Here is a 19,650-nt window from a genome sequence, read left to right as displayed (position 1 = left end):
GGAAAACGCGACGCATGAAAGCAGCGGCAAAAACGCTAAAACCAAAACGTCAGGAAGAACAGGCCAACTTTGTCAGTTGGCGTTTTGCGTTGCTTTGCGGCTGCATTTTACTGGCGCTGGGTTTTCTGCTGGGCCGCGTGGCCTGGCTACAAATCGTCGCCCCTGACATGCTGGTTCGCCAGGGCGATATGCGCTCTCTGCGCGTCCAAGAAGTGTCGACATCCCGTGGGATGATCACCGACCGCTCGGGTCGTCCGCTGGCGGTGAGCGTGCCGGTGAAGGCTATCTGGGCCGATCCGAAAGAACTGCATGATGCTGGCGGCATCACGCTTGATAACCGATGGAAGGCCCTTGCGGATGCGCTGAAGATGCCGCTGGACCAGTTATCTTCACGCGTGAATACCAACCCGAGAGGGCGCTTTATCTATCTGGCGCGTCAGGTGAATCCTGACATGGCGGACTACATCAAAAAATTGAAGCTGCCGGGGATCCATCTGCGCGAAGAATCCCGCCGGTACTATCCATCCGGCGAAGTGACTGCTCACCTCATTGGCTTTACTAACGTTGATAGCCAGGGGATTGAGGGCGTTGAAAAAAGCTTTGATAAATGGCTGACCGGTCAGCCCGGTGAGCGCATTGTGCGTAAAGACCGCTATGGTCGCGTGATCGAGGATATTTCCTCAACGGACAGCCAGGCAGCACACAACCTTGCGCTGAGTATCGATGAGCGGTTACAGGCGCTGGTTTACCGCGAGCTGAACAACGCCGTGGCCTTTAACAAAGCGGAATCGGGCAGTGCCGTGTTAGTTGATGTCAACACGGGTGAAGTGCTGGCGATGGCCAATAGCCCGTCCTACAACCCTAACAATCTTACCGGTACGCAAAAGGATATTATGCGTAACCGTACCATCACCGACGTGTTCGAACCGGGTTCGACCGTTAAGCCGATGGTCGTCATGACTGCACTTCAGCGCGGTATCGTTAATGAAAATACCGTACTGAATACCATTCCTTACCGAATTAACGGTCACGAAATCAAAGACGTGGCGCGCTACAGCGAATTGACCCTGACCGGGGTGTTACAGAAGTCGAGTAACGTCGGTGTTTCAAAGCTGGCGTTAGCGATGCCGTCCTCAGCGTTAGTAGAGACTTACTCACGTTTTGGGCTTGGAAAGGCGACCAATTTGGGGTTGGTCGGAGAACGCAGTGGCTTATATCCTCAAAAACAACGGTGGTCTGACATAGAGAGGGCCACCTTCTCTTTCGGCTACGGGCTAATGGTGACACCGTTACAGTTAGCGCGAGTCTACGCAACGATCGGCAGCTATGGCGTTTATCGTCCGCTGTCGATTACCAAAGTTGATCCACCGGTTCCCGGTGAGCGTATCTTCCCGGAATCGACCGTCCGTACTGTTGTTCATATGATGGAAAGCGTGGCGCTGCCCGGCGGCGGCGGCGTGAAGGCGGCAATCAAAGGTTATCGCATCGCTATCAAGACCGGTACGGCGAAAAAAGTGGGGCCGGATGGCCGCTATATCAACAAATACATTGCCTATACCGCAGGCGTTGCGCCTGCAAGCAATCCGCGTTTTGCGCTGGTGGTCGTTATTAACGATCCACAGGCGGGTAAATACTACGGCGGCGCCGTCTCCGCGCCTGTGTTCGGGGCTATCATGGGCGGCGTGTTACGTACCATGAACATTGAACCGGATGCGCTGGCGACGGGCGAAAAAAGTGAATTTGTAATTAATCAAGGCGAGGGTACAGGTGGCAGATCGTAATTTGCGCGACCTTCTCGCTCCGTGGGTGCCAAATGCACCGGAGCGAGCACTGCGAGAGATGATACTGGACAGCCGCGTGGCTGCTTCTGGCGATCTTTTTGTGGCGGTGGTCGGTCATCAGGCGGACGGGCGTCGTTATATCCCGCAGGCGATTGCGCAAGGTGTGGCTGCCATTATTGCTGAGGCTAAAGATGAGGCAACCGACGGTGAGATCCGTGAAATGCACGGGGTGCCGGTTATCTATCTCAGCCAGTTAAACGAACGTCTTTCCGCACTGGCGGGGCGTTTTTATCACGAACCTTCCGACCAGCTGCGCCTGGTTGGCGTGACGGGTACCAACGGTAAAACCACCACCACGCAGCTGATGGCGCAGTGGGCCCAGCTGCTGGGTGAAACCGGTGCGGTGATGGGGACCGTGGGTAATGGCCTGCTGGGCAAAGTGAGCCCGACGGAAAACACCACCGGTTCCGCGGTAGACGTACAGCATGTGCTTGCCGGTCTGGCAGGGCAGGGGGCAACCTTTGCTGCGATGGAAGTCTCTTCGCACGGTCTGGTACAGCACCGCGTCGCGGCGCTGAAATTTGCCGCTTCCGTGTTTACCAATCTGAGCCGCGATCATCTTGATTATCATGGTGATATGGAGCATTACGAAGCCGCGAAATGGCTGCTGTTCTCTACTCACCATTACGGACAAGCCATCATCAACGCCGACGACGAAGTGGGCCGCCGCTGGCTGGCGAAGCTGCCGGATGCGGTTGCAGTGTCGATGGAAGACCATATCAATCCGAACTGCCACGGCCGCTGGCTGAAGGCGGTTGAAGTGAATTACCACGACAGCGGGGCGACAATCCGCTTTGCCTCTTCCTGGGGTGAAGGCGAAATTGAAAGCCGCCTGATGGGCGCGTTTAACGTCAGCAACCTGCTGCTGGCGCTGGCGACGCTGCTCGCGCTGGGTTATCCAATGGCTGAGCTGCTGAAAACCTCAGCGCGTCTGCAGCCGGTTTGCGGCCGTATGGAAGTGTTCAGCGCGCCGGGCAAGCCGACCGTTGTGGTTGATTATGCCCACACGCCGGACGCGCTGGAAAAAGCGCTGGAAGCGGCGCGCCTGCACTGCACAGGGAAGCTCTGGTGCGTGTTTGGCTGCGGCGGCGATCGCGACAAAGGCAAACGCCCGCTGATGGGGGCTATTGCCGAGCAGTTTGCAGATATTCCGGTAGTCACCGATGACAACCCGCGTACGGAAGAGCCGCGCGCCATCATCAATGACATTCTGGCGGGCATGCTGGACGCGGGCCGCGCTCGCGTGGTGGAAGGCCGTGCGGAAGCCGTGACTAACACCATCATGCAGGCGCGGGAGAATGATGTAGTCCTGCTGGCGGGTAAAGGCCATGAAGATTATCAGATCGTTGGCAATCGCCGTCTGGACTACTCGGACCGCGTAACGGCAGCACGTCTGCTGGGAGTCGTGGCATGATTAGCATCACGTTAAGCCAGGCCGCTGCCATTCTGCAGGGCGACCTGCACGGGCAAGACCTGACGATTGATGCCGTCACGACGGACACCCGCAAAATCTCCGCAGGCTGTCTGTTTGTGGCGCTGAAAGGCGAGCGTTTTGACGCGCATGATTTTGCTGAACAGGCCAAAGAGAACGGCGCCGGTGCGCTGCTGGTCAGCCGCAAGCTGGATATCGATCTGCCGCAAATTGTGGTGAAAGATACGCGTCTCGCGTTCGGTGAGCTGGCCGCCTGGGTCCGTCAGCAGGTCCCTGCGCGCGTTGTCGCCCTGACGGGATCATCAGGCAAGACGTCGGTGAAAGAGATGACGGCGGCGATCCTCAGCCAGTGCGGGAATACGCTTTATACCGCGGGCAACCTCAATAATGACATCGGCGTGCCGATGACATTACTCCGCCTGACCAAAGAACATGAATTTGCGGTGATCGAGTTAGGGGCAAACCACCAGGGCGAAATCGCCTGGACCGTGAGCCTGACTCGCCCGGAAGCCGCACTGGTGAATAACCTCGCGGCTGCGCATCTGGAAGGCTTTGGCTCGCTGGAAGGCGTAGCAAAAGCCAAAGGTGAGATTTACACCGGCCTGCCGGATGACGGTATCGCCATCCTGAACGCCGATAACAACGACTGGCTGAACTGGCAGAGCATTATTGGTTCGCGTAAAACCTGGCGCTTCTCGCCGAATGCGGTCAACAGTGATTTTACCGCGACCAATATCCACGTGACGTCGCACGGCACAGAATTCACCCTCACCACCCCAACGGGTGGTGTCGATGTGCTGCTGCCGCTGCCGGGTCGCCATAACATCGCCAATGCGCTTGCGGCGGCGGCGTTGTCGACGGCGGTGGGCGCGTCGCATGAAGCGATTAAAACCGGGCTGGCGAACCTGAAAGCCGTGCCGGGACGTCTGTTCCCGATTCAGCTTTCGGAAAATAAGCTGCTGCTGGATGACTCCTACAACGCGAACGTTGGCTCGATGACGGCGGCAGTGCAGGTGTTATCTGAAATGCCGGGCTATCGCATCATGGTAGTTGGCGATATGGCAGAGCTGGGCGACGAAAGCGAAGCCTGTCATACCCAGGTCGGTGAAGCGGCGAAAGCGGCGGGGCTGGACTGTGTGCTGAGCGCAGGAAAACTGAGCCAGGCGATTAGCTATGCCAGCGGCGTTGGCGAGCATTTTGCTGACAAAGCCGCGTTGATAGAGCGCCTCAAAGCGTTGATTGCAGAAAAACAAATTGTGACTGTGTTAGTGAAAGGTTCACGTAGTGCCGCCATGGAAGAGGTTGTGCACGCATTACAGGAGAACGGGACATGTTAGTTTGGCTGGCCGAACATTTGGTCAAATATTATTCAGGCTTTAACGTCTTTTCATATCTGACGTTTCGCGCCATCGTCAGCCTGCTGACTGCGCTGTTCATCTCGTTGTGGATGGGCCCGCGCATGATTGCCCGTCTGCAAAAACTCTCTTTCGGTCAGGTTGTACGTAACGACGGTCCGGAATCGCACTTCAGCAAACGCGGCACGCCGACCATGGGCGGGATCATGATCCTGACCGCCATCGTCGTTTCCGTGCTGCTGTGGGCCTATCCCTCCAACCCGTACGTCTGGTGCGTTCTGACGGTACTGGTGGGTTACGGGATCATCGGTTTTGTGGATGATTACCGCAAAGTTGTTCGTAAAGACACCAAAGGCCTGATTGCCCGCTGGAAATATTTCTGGATGTCGGTGATTGCGCTGGGCGTGGCCTTCGCGCTGTATCTGGCCGGGAAAGATACGCCAGCCACCGAGCTGGTCGTGCCGTTCTTTAAGGACGTGATGCCACAACTGGGGCTGTTCTACATCCTGCTGGCCTACTTTGTGATTGTCGGTACCGGCAACGCCGTAAACCTGACCGACGGTCTGGATGGCCTGGCCATTATGCCAACCGTCTTTGTCGCCGCCGGTTTTGCGCTGGTGGCATGGGCGACCGGTAACATGAACTTTGCGAACTACCTGCACATCCCTTATCTGCGCCACGCGGGTGAGCTGGTGATCGTCTGTACGGCGATTGTCGGCGCGGGGCTGGGCTTCCTGTGGTTCAACACTTATCCGGCGCAGGTCTTTATGGGGGACGTCGGTTCTCTGGCTTTGGGCGGTGCGCTCGGCATTATCGCCGTACTGCTGCGTCAGGAGTTCCTGCTGGTGATCATGGGCGGTGTGTTTGTGGTTGAAACCCTGTCGGTGATTTTGCAGGTCGGTTCCTTCAAGCTGCGCGGTCAGCGCATCTTCCGTATGGCGCCGATTCACCACCACTATGAACTGAAAGGCTGGCCGGAGCCGCGCGTGATTGTGCGCTTCTGGATTATTTCGCTGATGCTGGTGCTGATTGGCCTGGCAACGCTGAAGGTACGTTAATCATGGCAGATTACCAGGGCAAAAAAGTCGTTATCATCGGGTTGGGTCTTACGGGACTCTCCTGCGTGGACTTTTTCCTCGCGCGTGGCGTGACGCCGCGCGTGATGGATACGCGTGTCTCTCCGCCGGGTCTGGACAAACTGCCTGAACAGGTTGAACGCCACCTTGGTGGTCTGAATGATGACTGGCTGCTGGCAGCCGATCTGATTGTCGCCAGCCCGGGAATGGCGCTGGCGCATCCTTCACTGAGCGCTGCCGCGGATGCGGGCGTTGAGATTATCGGCGATATTGAGCTGTTCTGCCGCGAAGCGCAGGCGCCCGTTATCGCCATTACCGGTTCTAACGGTAAAAGCACCGTCACTACCCTGGTGGGTGAAATGGCGAAAGCGGCGGGCATGAACGTCGGCGTTGGCGGTAACATTGGTTTACCCGCTCTGATGCTGCTGGACAAAGGCTGTGAGCTGTATGTTCTCGAGCTTTCCAGCTTCCAGCTGGAAACAACCTCCAGCCTGCACGCTGCGGCTGCGACAATCCTCAACGTGACTGAAGATCACATGGACAGATATCCATTTGGTCTGCAGCAGTACCGTGCCGCCAAGCTGCGCGTTTATGAGAATGCCAAAGTCTGCGTAGTGAATGCCGATGATGCGCTGACCATGCCGGTGCGTGGCGCAGACGATCGCTGCATCAGCTTCGGTATTACGATGGGGGATTACCACCTGAACCGCCAGCTGGGCGAAACCTGGCTGCGCGTGAAGGGTGAGAAAGTGCTGAACGTGAAAGAGATGAAGCTCACTGGTCAGCACAACTATACCAATGCCCTGGCGGCGCTGGCGCTGGCAGATGCAGTAGGGTTGCCACGCTCCTCCAGCCTGAAAGCATTAACCACGTTTTCTGGGCTGGCACACCGTTTCCAGCTGGCGCTGGAGCACAACGGCGTACGCTGGATCAACGATTCTAAAGCCACCAACGTGGGCAGCACGGAGGCCGCGCTGAACGGCCTGCACGTTGACGGCACGCTGCATTTGCTGCTGGGCGGCGACGGTAAATCAGCGGATTTCTCCTCCCTGAAACCGTATCTTTCCGGTGATAACGTCCGTCTGTACTGCTTCGGCCGTGACGGCAGCGAGCTGGCTGCACTGCGCCCTGAGGTCGCCGAGCAAACCGAAACCATGGAACAGGCGATGCGGCTGATTGCTCCTCGCGTGAAGCCAGGCGATATGGTGCTGCTCTCTCCGGCCTGCGCCAGCCTCGATCAATTCAAGAATTTCGAACAGCGTGGTGATGTCTTTACCCGCCTGGCGAAGGAGTTAGGCTGATGCGTTTATCTCTCCCTCGCCTGAAAATGCCGCGCCTGCCAGGATTTGGGATCCTGGTGTGGTTGTTTGCGGCACTCAAAGGCTGGGTGATGGGCTCTCGTCAAAAAGATAACGATAGCCTGGTCATGTACGATCGCACGCTGTTCTGGCTCACGATGGGGCTGGCAGCGGTCGGCTTTATTATGGTGACGTCAGCCTCAATGCCTGTCGGGCAGCGTCTGGCGAACGATCCTTTCCTGTTTGCCAAGCGTGATGGTCTGTACATCATCCTGGCGTTTTGCCTGGCGCTGGTGACCTTGCGTCTGCCAATGGAGTTCTGGCAGCGGCACAGTACGGCGATGCTGATCGCCTCGATTATTATGCTGCTGATCGTACTGGTGGTGGGGAGCTCTGTTAACGGGGCATCGCGCTGGATCGCCTTTGGCCCGCTGCGTATTCAACCTGCGGAATTTACCAAGCTCTCCCTATTCTGCTACCTGGCTAACTACCTGGTGCGTAAGGTAGATGAAGTGCGTAACAACCTGCGCGGCTTCTTAAAACCGATGGGCGTGATTCTGGTGCTGGCGGTATTACTGCTGGCGCAGCCTGACCTCGGTACCGTTGTCGTGCTGTTCGTTACCACCCTGGCGATGCTGTTCCTGGCGGGCGCGAAGCTGTGGCAGTTCATCGCTATCATCGGAATGGGGATTTCGGCGGTTGTGCTGCTGATCCTCGCCGAGCCTTACCGTATTCGCCGTGTAACCTCGTTCTGGAACCCGTGGGAAGATCCGTTCGGCAGCGGTTATCAGCTGACTCAGTCGCTGATGGCCTTTGGTCGCGGTGAAGTCTGGGGACAGGGTCTGGGTAACTCGGTACAGAAACTGGAGTATTTACCGGAAGCGCACACTGACTTCATCTTCTCCATTATTGCGGAAGAACTGGGTTATATCGGTGTGGTATTAGCGCTATTAATGGTATTCTTCGTCGCTTTCCGCGCCATGTCCATCGGCCGGAAAGCGCTGGAGATCGATCACCGCTTCTCAGGATTCTTAGCCTGTTCAATTGGTATCTGGTTTAGCTTCCAGGCATTGGTTAACGTCGGGGCCGCAGCGGGTATGCTGCCGACCAAAGGTCTGACGTTGCCGTTGATCAGTTATGGTGGTTCCAGTCTGTTGATTATGTCGACGGCCATCATGTTTTTGTTGCGTATAGATTATGAGACGCGTCTGGAAAAAGCCCAGGCGTTTACACGAGGTTCACGATGAATCAACCGAAGCGGTTAATGGTGATGGCAGGCGGTACCGGCGGACACGTGTTCCCGGGACTGGCGGTTGCGCACCATTTAATGGATCAGGGCTGGCAGGTACGCTGGCTGGGAACCGCAGACCGCATGGAAGCCGATCTGGTACCGAAGCACGGTATCGAGATCGACTTTATTCGTATTTCCGGCCTTCGGGGCAAAGGCCTCAAGGCAATGCTGCTGGCACCGGTGCGTATTTTTAACGCCTGGCGTCAGGCGCGCACCATCATGAAGCGCTTTAAGCCGGATGTGGTGCTGGGCATGGGCGGCTATGTCTCGGGTCCTGGCGGGCTGGCGGCGTGGTCGTTAGGTATTCCCGTTGTGCTGCATGAGCAGAACGGTATTGCCGGTCTGACCAACAAGTGGCTGGCGAAAATCGCCACCAAAGTTATGCAGGCGTTTCCCGGCGCGTTCCCGAAAGCGGACGTGGTAGGTAACCCGGTGCGTGTGGACGTGCTGGCGCTGCCGCTGCCGGACGCTCGCCTGACGGGCCGTGAAGGGCCGGTGCGTGTACTGGTCGTCGGCGGCTCTCAGGGCGCGCGTATCTTAAACCAGACGATGCCGCAGGTTGCCGCAAAGCTGGGGGATGCCGTGACGATCTGGCACCAGAGCGGAAAAGGTGCTCAGCAGACCGTTGAGCAGGCTTATGCAGACGAAGGTCAGCCGCAGCATAAAGTCACCGAGTTTATCGACGACATGGCGGCAGCGTATGCCTGGGCCGATGTCGTGGTCTGTCGTTCAGGCGCCCTGACGGTGAGCGAGATCGCCGCCGCCGGTCTGCCTGCCCTGTTTGTGCCGTTCCAGCACAAAGACCGACAGCAGTACTGGAATGCGTTGCCGCTTGAGAAAGCTGGCGCGGCGAAAATTTTTGAACAGCCACAATTTACCGCCGACGCGGTCGCCACCACCCTGGCGGGCTGGAACAGAGACGCACTGCTGGAGATGGCGCAACGCGCGCGCGCGGCCGCTATCCCTGATGCGACGGAACGGGTGGCAAAAGAAGTGAGCCTGGCAGCCCAGGCTTAACCCTCGCAGCGCGTGAAGCGCGGCACGAATTTTAAGTAGTCGATGGCGTTTAGAGAATGAATACACAACAACTGGCAAAACTGCGTTCAATCGTGCCCGAGATGCGTCGCGTCCGGCACATTCACTTTGTTGGCATCGGTGGTGCTGGCATGGGCGGTATTGCCGAAGTGTTAGCTAACGAAGGCTATCAGATCAGCGGGTCTGACCTGGCGCCAAACCCTGTTACGCAGCAGCTGGCGTCGCTTGGGGCGACTATCTATTTCAACCATCGTCCGGAAAACGTGCGCGATGCGAGCGTGGTGGTGGTCTCAAGCGCCATCTCCTCTGACAATCCGGAAATCGTTGCCGCGCATGAAGCGCGCATTCCGGTGATCCGCCGTGCAGAAATGCTGGCGGAACTGATGCGTTTCCGTCACGGCATCGCTATTGCCGGGACCCACGGTAAAACCACGACCACGGCGATGGTCTCCAGTATTTATGCGGAAGCGGGCCTCGATCCGACCTTCGTCAACGGCGGTCTGGTCAAAGCCGCAGGCGTACATGCGCGTCTGGGCCACAGCCGTTATCTGATTGCCGAAGCGGATGAGAGCGACGCGTCGTTCCTGCACCTGCAGCCGATGGTGGCGATTGTCACTAACATCGAAGCTGACCATATGGATACCTACCAGGGCGACTTCGAAAACCTAAAGCAGACCTTCATCAACTTCCTGCACAACCTGCCGTTCTATGGACGCGCGGTGATGTGCGTAGACGATCCGGTGATCCGCGAGCTGCTGCCGCGCGTGGGTCGTCAAATCACCACTTACGGCTTCAGCGAAGACGCTGACGTTCGCGTGGAAGAGTACAAACAGATTGGTGCGCAGGGGCATTTCACGCTGGCGCGTCAGGACAAAGAACTGCTGCACGTCACGCTGAATGCGCCAGGTCGCCATAACGCCCTCAATGCCGCAGCGGCAGTGGCCGTCGCGACCGAAGAAGGCATTGATGATGATGCGATTCTGCGCGCGCTGGAAAGCTTCCAGGGCACCGGCCGTCGTTTCGACTTCCTCGGTGAATTCCCGCTGGACGCCGTGAACGGTAAAGCCGGCACAGCGATGCTGGTGGACGACTACGGCCACCATCCGACCGAAGTGGACGCCACCATTAAAGCCGCACGTGCAGGCTGGCCTGACAAGAATCTGGTGATGATCTTCCAGCCGCACCGCTTCACGCGTACGCGCGATCTGTACGACGATTTCGCCAGCGTCCTTTCACAGGTCGATACACTGTTAATGCTGGATGTTTATTCAGCGGGTGAAACTCCGATTCCGGGCGCAGACAGTCGTTCTTTATGTCGCACCATCCGTGGACGCGGTAAAGTTGACCCTATTCTGGTTTCTGACCCTGCACAGGTGGCGGAAATTCTGGCTCCGGTCCTGACAGGTAACGATTTGATTCTGATTCAGGGCGCGGGAAATATCGGCAAAATCGCCCGTACCTTAGCTGAAATCAAACTGAAGCCGCAAACTCAGGAGGATGAGCATCATGGCTGATAAGATTGCTGTCCTGTCTGGCGGCACCTCCGCCGAGCGTGAGGTTTCCCTGAATTCCGGCGCGGCTGTGCTCGCGGGCCTGCGTGAAGGGGGCGTCAATGCGCACCTGGTCGACCCAAAAGAGGTCGACGTGACGCAATTAAAAGCCATGGGCTTCGATAAAGTCTTTATCGCTTTGCATGGTCGCGGCGGTGAAGATGGCACCCTGCAGGGGCTTCTGGATTTGATCGGCATGCCGTACACCGGCAGCGGCGTGATGGCCTCCGCTATCTCTATGGATAAACTGCGCAGCAAACTCCTGTGGCAGGGCGCGGGGTTACCCGTTGCGCCATGGGTTGCGCTGACGCGTCGCGAATTTGAATTGGGCCTGCCGGATAGCGTTAATACACGCATTGCTGAACTGGGCTTACCGGTTATTGTAAAGCCCAGCCGGGAAGGCTCCAGTGTGGGAATGTCCAAAGTCGACAAAGCTGAAGATCTTTCGTCCGCTTTAGCACTGGCATTTCAACATGATGAAGAAGTTCTGATTGAAAAATGGCTCAGCGGGCCAGAATTTACCGTCGCGATGCTTGGCGAAGAAATTTTACCGTCAATCCGCATCCAACCCGCTGGAGTCTTCTATGATTATGAGGCGAAGTATCTCTCTGATGAGACGCAATATTTCTGCCCTTGTGGTCTTGAAGCCGAGCGTGAAGCAGATTTACAGTCCCTGGTGCTTAAAGCCTGGCATGTTCTGGGTTGCCGAGGCTGGGGACGCATCGACGTGATGCAGGACAGTGATGGGCAATTTTATTTGCTGGAAGCCAATACCTCTCCGGGAATGACCAGTCACAGCCTTGTGCCGATGGCTGCGCGTCAGGCGGGGATGAGTTTCTCGCAGTTAGTCGTACGCATTCTGGACCAGGCGGGCTGATATGTCTCAGGCTGCATTGAACACGCGCAACCGCGATGACGAGGACGAATACACCTCTTCACGCCGCAGTAATGGAACGCGTCTTGCAGGCATCATTTTCCTGCTCGGGGTGTTGTGCACTGTGTTTATCAGCGGCTGGATGGTCCTGGGCTGGATGGAAGATGCGCAGCGGTTGCCGCTCTCTAAGCTGGTGGTCACCGGCGAGCGCCACTACACGCGTAACGACGATATTCGTCAGTCAATACTGGCGCTGGGCTCGCCTGGCACCTTTATGACGCAGGACGTCAATATTATCCAGAGCCAGATAGAACGTCTGCCATGGATAAAACAGGCGAGCGTAAGAAAGCAATGGCCTGATGAATTGAAGATTCATCTGGTTGAATATGTGCCCATTGCGCGTTGGAATGATCAGCACATGGTTGACGTAGACGGAAATTCCTTCAGCGTCCCGACCGATCGTGTCAACAAGCAAAATTTACCGATGTTGTATGGCCCTGAAGGCAGCGAAAACGAAGTGTTACAGGGTTTTCGCGAGATGGGTCAGGTGCTGGCGAAGGACAGGTTTACGTTAAAAGATGCTGCCATGACGGCGCGCCGTTCCTGGCAGCTGACGTTAACGAACGGCATTAAGCTCAACCTGGGACGCGGAGACACAATGAAGCGTCTGGCGCGTTTTGTCGAACTTTACCCGGTTTTACAGCAGCAAGCACAGACTGACGGCAAACGGATAAGCTACGTTGATTTGCGCTATGACTCAGGCGCAGCAGTCGGTTGGGTACCGGCTCCGGTCGAGGAACCTAATCAGCAACAGAATCAGGCACAGGTACAGGCAGAACAACAATGATCAAGGCGACGGACAGAAAACTGGTAGTTGGACTGGAGATTGGCACCGCGAAGGTTGCCGCTTTAGTAGGGGAAGTTCTGCCCGACGGTATGGTCAATATCATTGGCGTAGGCAGTTGCCCGTCCCGTGGTATGGATAAAGGTGGGGTAAACGATCTTGAATCGGTGGTGAAATGCGTTCAGCGCGCCATCGATCAGGCTGAATTGATGGCAGATTGCCAGATTTCTTCTGTCTATCTGGCCCTTTCTGGTAAGCACATTAGCTGCCAGAACGAAATCGGTATGGTGCCGATTTCCGAAGAAGAAGTGACGCAGGAAGACGTTGAAAACGTCGTGCACACGGCGAAGTCCGTGCGCGTCCGCGATGAGCATCGCGTGCTGCATGTCATCCCGCAGGAATATGCGATTGACTACCAGGAAGGGATCAAGAACCCGGTCGGTCTTTCTGGCGTACGTATGCAGGCAAAAGTGCACCTGATCACATGTCACAACGATATGGCGAAGAACATTGTAAAAGCCGTTGAACGTTGTGGCCTGAAAGTTGACCAACTTATTTTCGCGGGTCTGGCGGCAAGTTATTCCGTGCTGACCGAAGATGAACGTGAACTGGGTGTCTGTGTGGTCGATATTGGTGGTGGTACAATGGATATCGCCGTATATACCGGCGGTGCGTTGCGCCACACCAAAGTGATCCCGTACGCAGGGAACGTCGTGACCAGCGATATTGCTTACGCTTTTGGTACGCCGCCGAGCGATGCAGAAGCGATTAAAGTGCGCCACGGCTGTGCGCTGGGGTCTATTGTTGGCAAAGATGAGAGCGTTGAAGTGCCGAGCGTTGGTGGTCGTCCACCGCGTAGCCTGCAGCGCCAGACGTTGGCAGAGGTGATTGAGCCGCGCTATACCGAGCTGCTCAACCTGGTCAACGAAGAGATTTTACAGTTACAGGAACAGCTTCGTCAGCAGGGCGTTAAACATCATCTTGCTGCGGGGATTGTATTAACCGGCGGTGCAGCGCAAATTGAAGGTCTTGCGGCCTGTGCTCAGCGCGTGTTCCATACGCAGGTGCGTATTGGTGCGCCGCTGAATATCACCGGTTTAACGGATTATGCTCAGGAGCCGTATTATTCAACGGCTGTGGGCCTGCTCCACTACGGGAAGGAATCTCATCTCAGTGGTGAAGCAGAAGTGGAAAAACGCGTCTCAGTGGGGTCGTGGGTCAAACGACTGAACAACTGGTTGCGAAAAGAGTTTTAATTTTTTTAAGAGACCGGAGAGAATTAGCGGTCTCGGGCGACAGGCACAACGGAGAGAGAAATTATGTTTGAACCTATGGAACTGACCAACGACGCGGTGATTAAAGTCATCGGCGTCGGTGGCGGCGGCGGTAACGCCGTAGAGCATATGGTGCGTGAACGCATTGAGGGTGTTGAGTTCTTCGCAGTTAACACCGATGCACAGGCACTGCGTAAAACGGCTGTAGGCCAGACTATCCAGATCGGCGGTGGTATCACCAAAGGGCTGGGAGCAGGGGCTAACCCGGAAGTGGGTCGCAATGCGGCTGAAGAAGATCGTGAAGCCCTGCGCGCTGCACTGGAAGGTGCGGACATGGTCTTCATCGCAGCAGGTATGGGTGGCGGTACCGGTACCGGCGCAGCACCTGTTGTGGCTGAAGTGGCAAAAGATTTAGGTATCCTGACCGTTGCTGTCGTGACCAAGCCTTTCAACTTTGAAGGCAAGAAGCGTATGGCTTTCGCGGAGCAGGGGATCACCGAGCTGTCCAAGCATGTGGACTCGCTGATCACCATCCCGAACGATAAACTGTTGAAAGTTCTGGGTCGCGGTATCTCCCTGCTGGACGCATTCGGTGCAGCAAACGACGTGCTGAAAGGTGCGGTTCAGGGTATCGCTGAACTGATTACCCGTCCTGGCCTGATGAACGTTGACTTTGCAGACGTTCGCACCGTGATGTCCGAAATGGGCTACGCGATGATGGGCTCTGGCGTGGCGAGCGGTGAAGACCGTGCAGAAGAAGCGGCTGAAATGGCTATCTCTTCTCCACTGCTGGAAGATATCGATCTGTCTGGTGCGCGCGGCGTGCTGGTCAACATTACCGCTGGCTTCGACCTGCGTCTGGATGAGTTCGAAACCGTGGGTAACACTATCCGTGCGTTCGCCTCTGACAACGCTACCGTGGTAATCGGTACTTCCCTTGACCCTGAAATGAACGACGAGCTGCGTGTTACCGTTGTTGCGACCGGTATCGGTATGGACAAACGTCCTGAGATCACCTTAGTGACCAACAAGCAGACTCAGCAACCGGTAATGGATCGTTACCAGCAGCACGGTATGTCTCCTCTGACTCAGGAGCAGAAACCGGCCGCGAAAGTGGTGAATGACCCAACGCCGCAAACGGCGAAAGAGCCAGATTATCTGGATATCCCGGCGTTCCTGCGTAAGCAAGCTGACTAAGAATTGGCTGGAATTAGGGGATTTGCGCTCTTTGTGCTAAACTGGCCCACCGTTAGTGATATACACTCTCGGTTGGATAGTTAATTTGGCGAGATTATACGATGATCAAACAAAGGACACTTAAACGTATCGTTCAGGCGACTGGTGTCGGTTTACATACCGGCAAGAAAGTCACGCTGACGTTACGCCCTGCGCCGGCCAATACCGGGGTCATCTATCGTCGCACCGACTTGAATCCACCGGTAGATTTTCCGGCCGATGCCAAATCTGTGCGTGATACTATGCTCTGTACTTGTCTGGTGAACGAGCATGACGTGCGGATTTCTACCGTAGAGCACCTGAACGCCGCCCTGGCGGGTCTGGGTATCGACAACATTATTGTTGAAGTCGATGCGCCAGAAATCCCGATTATGGATGGCAGTGCTGCACCGTTCGTCTATCTGTTGCTGGATGCCGGCATCGAAGAACTGAACTGCGCGAAGAAATTTGTACGCATCAAAGAGACCGTTCGCGTCGAAGATGGCGACAAGTGGGCTGAATTCAAACCGTACAATGGTTTCTCGTTGGACTTTACCATCGACTTTAACCATCCGGCGATTGACTCCAGCACCCAACGCTATGCGATGAACTTCTCTGCTGATGCGTTTATGCGCCAGATCAGCCGAGCCCGTACATTTGGCTTCATGCGTGATATCGAATATCTGCAGTCCCGCGGCCTGTGCCTGGGCGGCAGCTTCGATTGTGCCATCGTTGTTGACGATTATCGCGTACTGAACGAAGACGGCCTGCGTTTCGAAGATGAATTCGTTCGTCACAAAATGCTGGATGCTATCGGCGACCTGTTCATGTGTGGTCACAACATCATTGGTGCATTTACCGCGTTCAAATCCGGTCATGCGCTGAACAACAAACTGTTGCAGGCCGTCCTGGCAAAACAGGAAGCCTGGGAATATGTGACCTTCGAAGACGAAGCTGAACTGCCGCTGGCTTTCAAAGCACCAAGCATGGTTCTGGCGTAACGGTTCAAACCGTTTCGTAAAAAAATCGACTGGTTAACCTGGTACTCTCTCCGACCAGGAAGACCAGTCGTTTTTATTTTTACCCTTCTTCGTTTGCCCCGGCGTTATCTCTCGTTTGTCTTACGCAGAAAATGTGTGCGTTAGCTGCATTCTTGACCGTTTTTCCCCGCGGCGGCACCTCATTCCTGCTGATGTACATTAGCTTTAGTGGTACTATCTGGGCGCTAAAAAGAATAACTGAACTCAGCCTCTGCAAGGCTGGCTTATTGGGTGGAGCAGGTGAGCGGAATACTGACGCGCTGGCGACAATTTGGCAGACGTTACTTCTGGCCGCATCTCTTATTAGGGATGGTCGCGGCGAGTTTCGGCTTGCCTGCGCTCAGCAACAGTGCAGAAGCGGCGACGCCCGCGAAAACCTCTACCACCAAACACGATCTCAACACGCGGGTTAACTTTACAAACCTCGCGTGGCTTGAAGCCAGCCGCCGCCCGAATTTCTCCGTTGATTACTGGCACCAGCACGCTATCCGCACGGTTATCCGTCATCTCTCCTTCGCGATGGCACCACAGGCCATGCCTGTTGCGGAAGAGACGCTTCCGGTGCAGGCACAGCATCTTGCGCTGCTGGACACGCTCAACGCGCTGCTCACGCAGGACAGCCAGCCGCCGGTTATGGTTCGCCAGACGACGCAGCTCGCGCTCGTTCCGCCTGTCTCATTCTCTGTTTCAACCTGGATTAGCCAGACTCACGGCATTCGTGCCGGGCCGCAACGCCTCAGCTAAATTAACTTTTTCAATACCTTAATTTATCTGCCCACGATGGGGCGTTTGAGAATTTATTATGCTAATCAAATTGTTAACTAAAGTTTTTGGTAGTCGTAACGATCGTACCCTGCGCCGTATGCGCAAAGCTGTTGCCGTCATCAACGGTATGGAACCGGCGATGGAGAAGCTCTCTGATGATGAGCTGAAAGCGAAAACGGCGGAATTCCGTGCGCGTCTGGAAAAAGGCGAAACCTTAGAAAGCCTGATCCCAGAAGCGTTTGCTGTTGTGCGTGAAGCGAGTAAGCGCGTATTCGGCATGCGTCACTTCGACGTTCAGCTGCTGGGCGGTATGGTGCTTAACGAGCGCTGCATCGCGGAAATGCGTACCGGTGAAGGTAAAACCCTGACCGCAACGCTGCCGGCTTACCTGAACGCGCTGACCGGTAAAGGCGTTCACGTGGTAACCGTCAACGACTATCTGGCGCAGCGTGACGCCGAAAACAACCGTCCACTGTTCGAATTCCTCGGTATGACCGTCGGCATCAACATGTCCGGCCTGCCTGCGCCAGCCAAGCGTGAAGCGTATAACGCGGACATCACCTACGGCACCAACAACGAATACGGCTTCGACTACCTGCGTGACAACATGGCGTTCAGCCCGGAAGAACGCGTACAGCGTAAACTGCACTATGCGCTGGTGGATGAGGTGGACTCCATCCTGATCGATGAAGCGCGTACTCCGCTTATCATCTCCGGCCCGGCTGAAGACAGCTCCGAGATGTACCGTAAGGTCGACAAAATCATTCCACACCTGCTGCGTCAGGAGAAAGAGGACTCGGATACCTTCCAGGGTGAAGGCCACTTCTCCGTTGATGAAAAAGCGCGCCAGGTGAACCTGACCGAACGTGGTCTGGTGAAAATTGAAGAGCTGCTGGTCGCTGAAGGCATTATGGAAGAGGGCGAGTCTCTGTACTCCCCGAGCAACATTATGCTGATGCACCACGTGACCGCCGCGCTGCGTGCCCACGCGCTGTTCACCCGCGACGTCGACTACATCGTAAAAGACGGCGAAGTGATCATCGTCGATGAGCACACCGGCCGTACCATGCAGGGACGTCGCTGGTCTGACGGTCTGCACCAGGCTGTGGAAGCCAAAGAAGGCGTGGATATTCAGAATGAAAACCAGACGCTGGCGTCTATCACCTTCCAGAACTACTTCCGTCTGTACGAGAAGCTGGCGGGGATGACCGGTACTGCCGATACCGAAGCGTTTGAATTCAGCTCTATCTACAAGCTGGATACCGTGGTCGTTCCAACCAACCGTCCGATGATCCGTAAGGATATGCCGGACCTGGTGTACATGACCGAAGCGGAAAAAATTCAGGCGATCATCGAAGATATTCGCGACCGTACTGCCAATGGCCAGCCGGTTCTGGTGGGGACCATCTCCATCGAGAAATCCGAAGTGGTTTCGCATGAGCTGACGAAAGCGGGTATCCAACACAACGTTCTTAACGCCAAATTCCACGCCAAAGAAGCGGACATCGTTGCGCAGGCGGGTTATCCGGCTGCCGTAACCATCGCCACCAACATGGCGGGTCGTGGTACCGACATTATGCTGGGCGGTAGCTGGCAGGCTGAAGTGGCGGAGCTGGAAAACCCAACGCCAGAACAGATTGCCCAGATCAAAGCCGACTGGCAGGTTCGTCATGACGCCGTTCTGGCGTCCGGCGGTCTGCACATCATCGGTACAGAACGTCATGAATCCCGTCGTATCGATAACCAGCTGCGTGGTCGTGCGGGTCGTCAGGGTGATGCCGGTTCATCCCGGTTCTACCTGTCTATGGAAGATGCGCTGATGCGTATTTTTGCCTCCGACCGCGTGTCCGGCATGATGCGTAAGCTGGGGATGAAACCTGGCGAAGCTATTGAGCACCCGTGGGTCACCAAAGCGATCGCTAACGCACAGCGCAAAGTGGAAAGCCGTAACTTCGATATTCGTAAGCAGCTGCTGGAATATGATGACGTGGCTAACGATCAGCGCCGTGCGATCTACACCCAGCGTAACGAACTGCTGGACGTGTCCGATGTGAGCGAAACCATCAACAGCATTCGTGAAGATGTGTTCAAAGCCACCATCGACGCGCATATTCCACCGCAGTCTCTGGAAGAGATGTGGGATATTGAAGGCCTGCAGGAACGTCTGAAAAATGACTTTGACCTCGAACTGCCAATCAAAGAGTGGCTGGACAAAGAGCCTGAGCTGCACGAAGAGACCCTGCGTGAACGTATCTTTGAAACCGCGCTGGACGTTTACAAGCGTAAGGAAGAGGTTGTTGGCGCTGAAATGATGCGTCACTTCGAAAAAGGCGTGATGCTGCAGACTCTGGACTCCCTGTGGAAAGAGCACCTGGCGGCGATGGACTACCTGCGTCAGGGTATCCACCTGCGTGGCTATGCGCAGAAAGATCCGAAGCAGGAATACAAGCGTGAATCCTTCTCCATGTTTGCGTCTATGCTGGAGTCACTGAAGTACGAAGTGATCAGCACCCTGAGCAAGGTTCAGGTGCGTATGCCGGAAGAAGTGGAAGCGATGGAGCAGCAGCGTCGTGAAGAAGCCGAGCGTCTGGCACAAATGCAACAGCTGAGTCATCAGACCGACGACAGCGAAGCCGCAGCGGCGATCGCCGCGCAGACCGGCGATCGTAAAGTGGGTCGTAACGATCCGTGCCCGTGTGGTTCCGGTAAAAAGTACAAGGCGTGCCACGGCCGTCTGAGCTAAGTTCATAAAAAACAAAA

Annotated in this window: 15 protein-coding genes; all 15 read left to right on the top strand. The window is 55.9% G+C overall.

Translation table 11 applies throughout. The annotated features are described in order from the left end of the window. The first annotated feature begins 14 nt into the window (after positions 1 to 14). The 15 genes from BM007_RS12745 (at position 15) to secA (ending at position 19,633) form a co-directional block, all read left to right on the top strand. The gene (locus BM007_RS12745) at positions 15 to 1,781 is read left to right on the top strand and encodes a peptidoglycan glycosyltransferase FtsI (RefSeq protein WP_024907454.1); all 1,767 of its coding nucleotides are present in this window, start codon (positions 15 to 17) and stop codon (positions 1,779 to 1,781) included. Further along, positions 1,768 to 3,255, top strand: coding sequence for a UDP-N-acetylmuramoyl-L-alanyl-D-glutamate--2,6-diaminopimelate ligase (gene murE, locus BM007_RS12740; protein WP_032649816.1), 1,488 nt, complete (start codon positions 1,768 to 1,770; stop codon positions 3,253 to 3,255). The genes BM007_RS12745 and murE overlap by 14 nt, the downstream gene beginning before the upstream one ends. Then, positions 3,252 to 4,610, top strand: coding sequence for a UDP-N-acetylmuramoyl-tripeptide--D-alanyl-D-alanine ligase (gene murF / locus BM007_RS12735; RefSeq protein WP_061715971.1), 1,359 nt, complete (start codon positions 3,252 to 3,254; stop codon positions 4,608 to 4,610). Before murE ends, murF begins: the two co-directional genes overlap by 4 nt. After that, complete coding sequence (gene mraY, locus BM007_RS12730; protein WP_008501985.1) at positions 4,604 to 5,686, top strand: phospho-N-acetylmuramoyl-pentapeptide-transferase; 1,083 nt, start codon at positions 4,604 to 4,606, stop codon at positions 5,684 to 5,686. The genes murF and mraY overlap by 7 nt, the downstream gene beginning before the upstream one ends. Before the next feature lie 2 nt (positions 5,687 to 5,688). Then, positions 5,689 to 7,005 carry a UDP-N-acetylmuramoyl-L-alanine--D-glutamate ligase gene (gene murD / locus BM007_RS12725; protein ID WP_024907457.1) on the top strand — a complete coding sequence of 439 codons (1,317 nt, stop codon included), beginning with the start codon at positions 5,689 to 5,691 and terminating at the stop codon, positions 7,003 to 7,005. Beyond that, entirely contained in the window at positions 7,005 to 8,249 is a 1,245-nt protein-coding gene (gene ftsW / locus BM007_RS12720; protein ID WP_048989648.1) for a cell division protein FtsW, read from the top strand. The genes murD and ftsW overlap by 1 nt, the downstream gene beginning before the upstream one ends. Further along, entirely contained in the window at positions 8,246 to 9,310 is a 1,065-nt protein-coding gene (gene murG / locus BM007_RS12715; protein ID WP_023334504.1) for an undecaprenyldiphospho-muramoylpentapeptide beta-N-acetylglucosaminyltransferase, read from the top strand. The genes ftsW and murG overlap by 4 nt, the downstream gene beginning before the upstream one ends. A 56-nt stretch (positions 9,311 to 9,366) precedes the next feature. Further along, positions 9,367 to 10,842 carry a UDP-N-acetylmuramate--L-alanine ligase gene (gene murC / locus BM007_RS12710; protein ID WP_032649810.1) on the top strand — a complete coding sequence of 492 codons (1,476 nt, stop codon included), beginning with the start codon at positions 9,367 to 9,369 and terminating at the stop codon, positions 10,840 to 10,842. Further along, positions 10,835 to 11,755, top strand: a complete 921-nt coding sequence (locus BM007_RS12705; protein WP_032649808.1) for a D-alanine--D-alanine ligase — start codon at positions 10,835 to 10,837, stop codon at positions 11,753 to 11,755. Before murC ends, BM007_RS12705 begins: the two co-directional genes overlap by 8 nt. A gap of 1 nt (position 11,756) precedes the next feature. Further along, positions 11,757 to 12,599, top strand: a complete 843-nt coding sequence (gene ftsQ / locus BM007_RS12700) for a cell division protein FtsQ (RefSeq protein ID WP_024907461.1) — start codon at positions 11,757 to 11,759, stop codon at positions 12,597 to 12,599. Next, entirely contained in the window at positions 12,596 to 13,852 is a 1,257-nt protein-coding gene (gene ftsA / locus BM007_RS12695; protein WP_023334508.1) for a cell division protein FtsA, read from the top strand. Before ftsQ ends, ftsA begins: the two co-directional genes overlap by 4 nt. Before the next feature lie 63 nt (positions 13,853 to 13,915). Next, the gene (gene ftsZ, locus BM007_RS12690; protein WP_008501978.1) at positions 13,916 to 15,067 is read left to right on the top strand and encodes a cell division protein FtsZ; all 1,152 of its coding nucleotides are present in this window, start codon (positions 13,916 to 13,918) and stop codon (positions 15,065 to 15,067) included. A 101-nt stretch (positions 15,068 to 15,168) separates the two neighbouring features. Continuing rightward, complete coding sequence (gene lpxC, locus BM007_RS12685; RefSeq protein ID WP_008501977.1) at positions 15,169 to 16,086, top strand: UDP-3-O-acyl-N-acetylglucosamine deacetylase; 918 nt, start codon at positions 15,169 to 15,171, stop codon at positions 16,084 to 16,086. A gap of 279 nt (positions 16,087 to 16,365) precedes the next feature. Next, a complete protein-coding gene (gene secM / locus BM007_RS12680) occupies positions 16,366 to 16,869 on the top strand; it encodes a secA translation cis-regulator SecM (RefSeq protein WP_073961640.1) in 504 nt (167 codons plus the stop codon). 58 nt (positions 16,870 to 16,927) lie between these two features. Continuing rightward, positions 16,928 to 19,633 carry a preprotein translocase subunit SecA gene (gene secA, locus BM007_RS12675; protein ID WP_024907463.1) on the top strand — a complete coding sequence of 902 codons (2,706 nt, stop codon included), beginning with the start codon at positions 16,928 to 16,930 and terminating at the stop codon, positions 19,631 to 19,633. Positions 19,634 to 19,650 lie beyond the last annotated feature (17 nt).

This window comes from Enterobacter sp. NFIX59, from assembly GCF_900113755.1.
GTDB classification, from domain to species: domain Bacteria; phylum Pseudomonadota; class Gammaproteobacteria; order Enterobacterales; family Enterobacteriaceae; genus Enterobacter; species Enterobacter pseudoroggenkampii.
Note: the sequence above shows the minus strand (reverse complement) of the source record. Positions and strands in the feature narration are given on the sequence as shown.

Bases quoted from the DNA above. Each gene is read 5' to 3' on its own strand.
- lpxC (WP_008501977.1), top strand. From the start codon at position 15,169: ATGATCAAACAAAGGACACTTAAACGTATCGTTCAGGCGACTGGTGTC.
- ftsA (WP_023334508.1), top strand. From the start codon at position 12,596: ATGATCAAGGCGACGGACAGAAAACTGGTAGTTGGACTGGAGATTGGC.
- murF (WP_061715971.1), top strand. From the start codon at position 3,252: ATGATTAGCATCACGTTAAGCCAGGCCGCTGCCATTCTGCAGGGCGAC.
- murG (WP_023334504.1), top strand. From the start codon at position 8,246: ATGAATCAACCGAAGCGGTTAATGGTGATGGCAGGCGGTACCGGCGGA.
- ftsZ (WP_008501978.1), top strand. From the start codon at position 13,916: ATGTTTGAACCTATGGAACTGACCAACGACGCGGTGATTAAAGTCATC.
- secA (WP_024907463.1), top strand. From the start codon at position 16,928: ATGCTAATCAAATTGTTAACTAAAGTTTTTGGTAGTCGTAACGATCGT.
- mraY (WP_008501985.1), top strand. From the start codon at position 4,604: ATGTTAGTTTGGCTGGCCGAACATTTGGTCAAATATTATTCAGGCTTT.
- murC (WP_032649810.1), top strand. From the start codon at position 9,367: ATGAATACACAACAACTGGCAAAACTGCGTTCAATCGTGCCCGAGATG.
- murD (WP_024907457.1), top strand. From the start codon at position 5,689: ATGGCAGATTACCAGGGCAAAAAAGTCGTTATCATCGGGTTGGGTCTT.
- ftsW (WP_048989648.1), top strand. From the start codon at position 7,005: ATGCGTTTATCTCTCCCTCGCCTGAAAATGCCGCGCCTGCCAGGATTT.
- BM007_RS12745 (WP_024907454.1), top strand. From the start codon at position 15: ATGAAAGCAGCGGCAAAAACGCTAAAACCAAAACGTCAGGAAGAACAG.
- BM007_RS12705 (WP_032649808.1), top strand. From the start codon at position 10,835: ATGGCTGATAAGATTGCTGTCCTGTCTGGCGGCACCTCCGCCGAGCGT.
- ftsQ (WP_024907461.1), top strand. From the start codon at position 11,757: ATGTCTCAGGCTGCATTGAACACGCGCAACCGCGATGACGAGGACGAA.